General features: G+C 67.4%; 5 protein-coding genes. 1 reads left to right on the top strand and 4 read right to left on the bottom strand.

Annotation, left to right across the window (positions count from 1 at the left end; genetic code table 11):
* The 3 genes from CJ301_RS10185 to CJ301_RS10175 form a co-directional block, all read right to left on the bottom strand.
* Positions 1-840: extracellular solute-binding protein (locus CJ301_RS10185; RefSeq protein WP_099276961.1), on the bottom strand; the 840-nt coding region annotated here is incomplete at its 3' end.
* A 35-nt stretch (positions 841-875) separates the two neighbouring features.
* Positions 876-2,177: an NAD(P)/FAD-dependent oxidoreductase gene (locus CJ301_RS10180; protein WP_173812350.1), complete on the bottom strand. Its 1,302-nt coding sequence runs from the start codon at positions 2,175-2,177 to the stop codon at positions 876-878.
* Complete coding sequence (locus CJ301_RS10175; RefSeq protein ID WP_099276959.1) at positions 2,177-3,529, bottom strand: glutamine synthetase family protein; 1,353 nt, start codon at positions 3,527-3,529, stop codon at positions 2,177-2,179. The genes CJ301_RS10180 and CJ301_RS10175 overlap by 1 nt, the downstream gene beginning before the upstream one ends.
* Before the next feature lie 113 nt (positions 3,530-3,642).
* On the opposite strand from CJ301_RS10175, the gene CJ301_RS10170 reads away from it, so the two are divergent.
* A complete protein-coding gene (locus tag CJ301_RS10170) occupies positions 3,643-4,353 on the top strand; it encodes a GntR family transcriptional regulator (RefSeq protein WP_099276957.1) in 711 nt (236 codons plus the stop codon).
* Positions 4,354-4,397: 44 nt separating this feature from the next.
* Here the strand turns inward: CJ301_RS10170 and CJ301_RS10165 are convergent, their stop codons facing one another.
* Positions 4,398-7,454: an efflux RND transporter permease subunit gene (locus tag CJ301_RS10165; protein WP_099276955.1), complete on the bottom strand. Its 3,057-nt coding sequence runs from the start codon at positions 7,452-7,454 to the stop codon at positions 4,398-4,400.
* Positions 7,455-7,459: the final 5 nt, after the last annotated feature.

Below are 7,459 nucleotides of genomic sequence, written 5' to 3'. Positions count from 1 at the left end.
TTCGGGGTTGGGCGCATCCGCCGGGATCGCCAGCATGTCGAAGCCGACCTGCGCGCCCTCGCGCGGGATGGCATAGGCGATCTCGACGCCCTGATCGGCCTCGGAGGCGCGGTCGCGCGCCTGCAGCAGATCGCCCGAATAGCCGACGCTGACGCAGACCTCGCCATTGGCCAGATCGTTGATGTATTGCGAGGAATGGAAGTAGCGCACATGCGGGCGGATGGAGAGCAAGAGCTCCTTGGCCTGCTCCAGATCGCCCGCATCCTCGCTGTTGGGGTCGAGCCCGAGATAGTTCAGCGCCGGTGCCACCATCTCCGAGGGGCTGTCGAGCATGGTGATGCCGCAATCGGCGAGCTTGGCGGCGGTCTCGGGGTCGAACACCATGTCCCACGAGCCGATCTTGTCGGCCTCGATCCGCTCGGCGACCTTGTTGACGTCGTAGCCGATGCCGGTGGTGAACATCATGTAGGGCACGCCGTAGGTATTGCCCGGATCGTTCACCGCCACGACCTTTAGGATCTCGGGGTCGAGATTGCCGTAGTTCGACAGCGCCTCCTTGTCGATCTCGGCAAAGACCCCCGCCTGCGCCTGCCGCGCCATGAACTCGATCGAGGGCACGACCACGTCGTAGCCGGTCGATCCGGTCAGCATCTTGGCTTCGAGCACCTCGTTGCTGTCGAAGACGTCGTAATTGACCTCGATGCCGGTCTTTTCCTCGAAGCCCGAGATCGTGTCCTCGGCCACGTAGTCCGACCAGTTGTAGACGTTGAGCTCCTCTTGCGCGGCGAGCGGCGCGGCGAGGGAGGCGAGCGCCCCCGCGGTCCAGATCAGTTTCGTCATGGCGTTCCTCCCTGAAGCCTCGATGATAGCCGTCGTCAGATCCCCAGCCTGTCGCGCAGGCCGTAATACCAGCTGCCCATTACCGAATAGGGCACGCGCAGCGCGCGCCCGCCGGGGAACGGTATCCATGGCAGGCCCGCGAAGACGTCGAAGCGCGCGGCGTCGCCATGGATCGCTTCGGCGAGGATGCGGCCGAAAGTGTGCGAGCCGGTGACGCCATGGCCCGAATAGCCATGCGCGAAATAGGTGTTGGCGCCGATCCGCCCCATCTGCGGCACCCGGCTGAAGGACAACGCGAAATTGCCCGACCAGGCGTAGTCGATCTTCGCCGATTTCAGCTGCGGAAAGACCTTGTCCATGTTGCGCTTGAGCTTGGACTTGATGTCCTTCGGGTCGGTGCCGCCATAGACCGTGCCGCCGCCGAACAGCATCCGCTTGTCGGCAGAAAGGCGGTAGTAGTCGAGGATGTAGCGCACGTCCTCGACGCATTCATCGCGGGGCAGCAGCTCGGCGGCCAGATCCTCGGAGAGCGGCTCGGTCGCCATGACCTGCGTCGAGACCGGCATGACGCGGGGTGCGAGTTCCGGCACGACATGGCCCAGATAGGCATTGCCGCACAGCACCAGCCGGTCGCAGGTGACCGAGCCCTTCTCGGTCCTGACCACGGGCCGCGCGGCGTGGCTGTCGACCGAGATGACGGGCGACATCTCGTGGATCACGCCGCCGTTCTTCTCCACCGCCGCCGCCTCGCCAAGCGCGAGGTTCAGGGGATGGATATGCCCACCGGTGGTGTCGAGAAGACCGCCCGCGTAGAACTCCGAGCCGATGTGATCGCGCAAGGCCGCCTTGTCGAGCATCACCTGGTTGTCGATGCCGAAGGAGCGCCAGTGCTTCTGCCGCGCCTCCAGCTCGCGCATGTGGGCGGGCGTGATGGCGGTGAAGATGTTGCCCTGCTTCAGGTCACACTTGATGTCGTAGCGCGCCACCCGCTCGCGGATGATCTCGCCGCCCTCCTGCACGAGGCTGGCCACGAAACTCGCGGTGTCGCGGCCATAGCGCTTCTCGATGGTCGAGAGCGAGGCGTTGAGCCCGTTGACGATCTGCCCGCCATTGCGCCCCGACGCGCCCCAGCCGACGCGCGCGCCCTCGAGGATGGTGACGCGGTGGCCCTTTTCGGCGAGGTGCAGCGCGGTCGACAGCCCGCTATAGCCCGCGCCGACGACGCAGATCTCGGTGTCATGGTCGCCCGCAAGTGGCGGGCGCTCGGGCGCGGGGTTGGCGGAGGCGGCGTAGTAGGAGCCGGTGTGGCGGCCGTCGCCGGCATAGGATGCGGCCATCAGACGATCTCCAGATAGCTGTGGAATTCCAGTTCGGTGACGTGGCGGTTGAAGCGGGCCTGTTCCTGTTTCTTGCACTCGACGAACATGCGCTGCAGCCGCCGCGAATAGATCTCGGGCACCAGCGCGCCGTTCTGGAAGGTGCGGATCGCGGTCGCCCAGTCGAGCGGCAGATGCGGCAGGTCGAGGCTGTAGGCATCGCCGGTGATCGCGGGCGGCGGCGTCAGCTCGCGCTCGATCCCCAGAAGCGCGCCGCCCAGCACCGAGGCCAGAACGAGATAGGGGTTGGCATCGGCCCCGGCGACGCGGTGCTCGATCCGCCGGGCGCGGCTCTCGCCGCCCGGAATGCGGATCGCCGCGGTGCGGTTCTCATAGCCCCAGGCGACGTTGGAGGGCGCATGCGCGCCCGGCAGCAGGCGGCGGAAGCTGTTCTCATGCGGCGCGAAGGTCAGCGCGTTCTGCTGGATCGTCTCCAGAAGCCCCGCCACGGCATTGAGCATCATCGGCGTGCCGTCATCGCCGCCATTGTCGAAGAGATTGCGCCCCTCGGCATCGGCCAGCGACATGTGGACGTGAAAGCCCGAGCCGGCGCGGTCGCCGTAGGGCTTGGCCATGAAGGTCGCGCCGAAGCCGTGCTGGCGCGCGATGCCGCGCACCACCCGCTTGAACAAGAGCGCGTCGTCGGCGGCGCGCATCGGGTCGGCGAGATGGCGCATGTTGATCTCGAACTGCCCCGCGCCGTTTTCGGAAATGGCGCTGTCGGCCGGGATGCCTTGGCTCAGGCAGGCGGCGTAGACGTCGTTGAGAAAGGCGTCGAAATGCTCCAGCTCGTCGAGGCACAGCGCCCCGTCCGACATCAGCCGCTTGCCGGTGATCGGCGAGCAGGGCGGGGCGGGCAGGTCGTCGGTCGGATCGAAGAGGTAGAATTCCAGCTCGGTCGCCACCACCGGGGTCAGCCCATGCGCCTTGAAGCGGTCGACCACATTGGCCAGCGCCCGGCGCGGATCGCCAAGGAAGGGCGCGCCGCCCTCTTCGGTCATCCACAGCGGGATCAGCGCCGTGGGCTTGCGGGTCCAGCTCATCGGCATGGCGCCGCGCCCGGTCGGCATGCAGATGCCGTCGGCATCGCCGGTCTCGAACACCATGGCGCCGCCCTCGATGTCCTCGCCCCAGATGTCGAGCCCGACGATCGACAGCGGCATCCGCACCGATCCGGCCATCACCTTGTCGAGCTGGTCCGCCGGCATCCGCTTGCCGCGCAGCACGCCGTTCAGATCGCAGACGCAGCCGAAGATGTTCTCCAGCTCCATCTCCTGTGGCGTATCGGCCTGAAGGGAAGGGGTCAGACTCATGGGGATCCTGCGGTATACTATTCTGCATTATGTGATATCATTTTCGAGAAAGACATCATTCCCTTCATGTGTCAATCACGCCGTATGATGCCACAGGACCGACCGAGACGCCGATGTTCGATTTGCCGGAGATCCCCCGCCACCCGACCATGACCACGCAGGAATACGTCCATGCGCGGCTGCGCAACGCGATCATGGTGGGGGCGGTGCAGCCCGAAAGCACCCTGACGATCCGCGGGCTGGCGGAGTATCTCGAACTGTCGCCCACCCCGGTGCGCGAGGCGTTGCGCCGGCTGAGCTCGGAGCGGGCGATCGAGCTCTTAGGCAACCGCCGGATCTCGATCCCGGTGATGACCGCGCCGCGGCTCGAGGAGATCCTGAGCCTGCGCATGACGCTCGAATGCCACGCCGCGCGGCGCGCCCTGCCGTTCGTTTCGGAGGTTCTGATCGACCGGATGCGCGAGATCGACGACCAGATGGACGATTACGTGCAGAGCCGCGAGTTCGACGCGCTCACCATCTTGAACCACGGCTTTCACCGCATGCTCTACATGGCGAACCCGCACCAGACGGTCATGCCGGTGATCGAGAGCGTCTGGCTGCAGCTGGGGCCGTTCCAGCGGCAGATGATCCACGCCTTCGACCAGTTCTACCTGATCGACCGCCACAAGGAGATCCTGGCCGCGCTGCGCCGCCGCGATGCCGCCGCGCTGGCGCAGGCGATCGAGGCGGATATCGAGGACGGCATAGGCCGCGTCGGGCGCGAGGTGCTGCAGGCCCGCGCGGCCGAAGCCGAGGCCGCGCACGCGGCGGACCGGATCTAGACCCCCGGCCCGCCTTGGCCCGCCCCGCCCCGGCCCTGCCCGCCTCAGGCGGGCAGGGGCTGCGCCTGCCGTCTCGCCCGCTTTTCCGAGCGGGCGAAGAAGACGTAGTAGAACACCGGCGCCGCGATCAGCGTCAGCACGCTGGCAAAGGCCAGACCGCCCATGATCGTCACCGCCATCGACACGAAGAAGGCATCCGACAGGAGCGGCAGCATCCCGAGGATCGTCGTCGCCGCCGCCAGCACCACCGGCCGCAGACGCGACACGCAGGCGGTGACGATCGCCTCGCGCAGCTCGACCCCTTCGGCGCGCACCAGGTCGATCTCCTCGACCAGAACGATGCCGTTCTTGATCAGCATCCCCGACAGCGACAAGAGGCCCAGAAGCGCGGTGAAGGTGAAGGGCAGGCCGGTCCCGAGCAGCCCGATCACCACGCCGTTGACCGACATCGGCACCAGAAGCCAGATGATGACCGGCTGCCTGATCGCGTTGAACAGCAGCACCGAGATCAGCACCATCACCAGAAGGCTGAGCGGCAGCTGCCGGCCGAGGCTTTCCTGCGCGTCGCTGGAGGATTCGAATTCGCCGCCCCAGTCGAGCGCATAGCCCGGCGGCACCTCGATCGCCTCGACCGCGGCGCGCACTTGGGTGAAGACCTCGGCCGCGGTGCGCTCGGGCGGGATGTCGGCGCCGACGGTGAGGGTGGGCACCCGGTCGCGGCGATGCACCAGCGTGTTCTGCACCTCGTAGCCCAACCCGTCGATCACCTGTTCGATGGGCAGGAAATGCTGGCCGGTCTCGGACCAGACCGGCTGGTCGCGCAGGTCGGAGGTGGCGTCGCGTGGCAGGCGCACGGTGATCGGGATGAGCCGGTCGCCCTCGCGGTAGACGCCGCCCGCGACGCCGTCGGTGGCAAAGCGCAGCGCATTGGCCACGTCGTCGCGGCTGATGCCCGCGCTTTGCGCGCGGTCGGTGGCGTAGTCGGGGCGCAGCACCAGCTCGGGCTCGCGCCAGTCGGTGCGCGGGTCGAGGATATCGGGCGAGGCCCCTTCGAGGGCGGCGATGATCTCCTTACCGATCTCGCGCAGCACCCGAGGGTCGGGGCCCGAGATCCGCGCCTCGATCGGATCGCCGCCGCCCGGCCCGAAGACCAGCCGCCGCGTGCGGAACTCGCCCGCGGGCAGCGCCGCGCGGCCGAAGGCTTCGAGATCCTCCTGCAGCGCCGGGATCTCCTCGATGCCTTTGGTGCGGATGATCATGTGCCCATAGCTCGGATTGGCCTTTTCGGCGGCATAGGTCAGCATGAAGCGCGTCGCACCCTGACCGGCATAGCTGGTGTAGGAGACCACCTCCTCGCGCTCCGAGAGCCAGTCCTCGACCAATGCGAGATCCTCCGAGGTCTGGTGGATCGTGCTGCCCTGCGGCAGCTTGTAATGCACGAAGAACAGCGGCGTGTTGGAGTTGGGGAAGAACTGCTGCCGGATCTGGCCGAAGCCCGCAAAGCAGACCACGGTGATCGCCACCAGCGCCGGGATCACCAGCCAGCGGCCCTTGATCGCGCCGCGCAGCACCGCCGCATAGCCGCGAAACAGCGCGCCGTCATAGGCCCCCGCGCCGCCCGCCGTACCGCGCTTGAAGAGGTAATGGCCCAAGAGCGGCGTCACCGTGATCGCCAGCACCCAGCTCAGCAGAAGCGAGATGCCGATGACGGCAAAGAGCGAGAACATGAATTCGCCCGTGGCGTCGGGCGACAACCCGATGCCCGCAAAGGCCATGATACCGATCACCGTGGCGCCCAGAAGCGGGATCTGCGTCTTGCCGGCCGTCTCGGCCGCCGCCTCGCGCGAGGATTTTCCGCCTTGCATGGCGATCTGCATCCCCTCGGCCACGACGATCGCATTGTCGACCAGCATGCCCATGGCGATGATCAGCGCGCCGAGCGAGATCCGCTCCATCTCGATCGCGAAGACCGCCATGAAGAACAGCGTGCCGACCACGGTGAGCAGCAAGGTCGCGCCCACCACGACAGCCGCGCGCCAGCCCATGAACAGCGCCAGCACGCCGACCACGATGGCGACCGACATGGCGAGATTCACCAGAAAGGCGTTCGACGCCTCCTCGACCACGAGGTGCTGCTGGTAGATCGGTTCGAGCTCGACCCCTGCCGGGATCTCGGCGAAGAGCTCGGCGAGGCGGTCGTCGACGCGGTGGCCGACGGCGACGATGTTCTCGGTGGAGAGCCCCGCCACGCCGAAGGTGAAGGCCTCGGTCCCGTCATGGCGCAGGATCAGCGAGGGCTGCTCGACCCGGCCGCGATGCACCTGCGCCACGTCGTAGAGGTTGAGCACCTCGCCGCCGACCCCGACCGAAAGGCCGGAAATCTCGGAGACGCTGTCGGAGCCTTCGGGCGCCTCGATCAGCACCCTTTGGCCATTGGTTTCGACCGAACCCGCGGGCACGACCGAATCCGCCGTCGCCAGCGCGCCGACCACCGCCTGCGCGGGCAGGTTCTGCGCCACCGAAAGCGCCAGCTCCGGCTCGACGAAGATCGCCTCCTGCGGCAGGCCGGCGAGATCGACATCCGCCACCCCCTCGACCGCCAGCAGCTCGCGCCGCAGCCAGTTGGCGAGGCGGTGGATCTCGGCATCCGAATAGCCCGGCGCGGTGACGGCGTAGTAGAGGCCGAACACGTCGCCGAAGCTGTCATTGACCACCGGCGCGGCGACGCCCGAGGGCAGGCTGCGGGCCGCGTCGTTCACCCGCGCGCGCAGCTTGGTCCAGATGTCGGGCAGGGCCTCGCCGCCATAGGTCGATTTCACCTCGACCTCGATCAGCGAGTGATTGGGCCGGTTCACCGAGGTGATCCGGTCGATCTCGCCCATCTGCTGGATCGCGGATTCGAGTGGCTCGGACACCTCCCGCGCGACCTGCTCGGCCGAGGCGCCGGGGTAGCTGGTGGAGATCACCGCCTGCTTGATGGTGAAGGCCGGGTCTTCGAGCCGGCCCAGCGTGGCAAAGCCCCACAGCCCGCCGAGCAGGCAGCCGAGGATCAAAAGCCATGTGAGGATCGGCTTTTCGATGGAGGCGCGCGCGATGGTCATCTGTC

Source organism: Limimaricola cinnabarinus, assembly GCF_002723615.1.
Lineage (GTDB): Bacteria > Pseudomonadota > Alphaproteobacteria > Rhodobacterales > Rhodobacteraceae > Limimaricola > Limimaricola cinnabarinus_B.
This window is presented reverse-complemented; position numbering and strand designations above follow the sequence as displayed.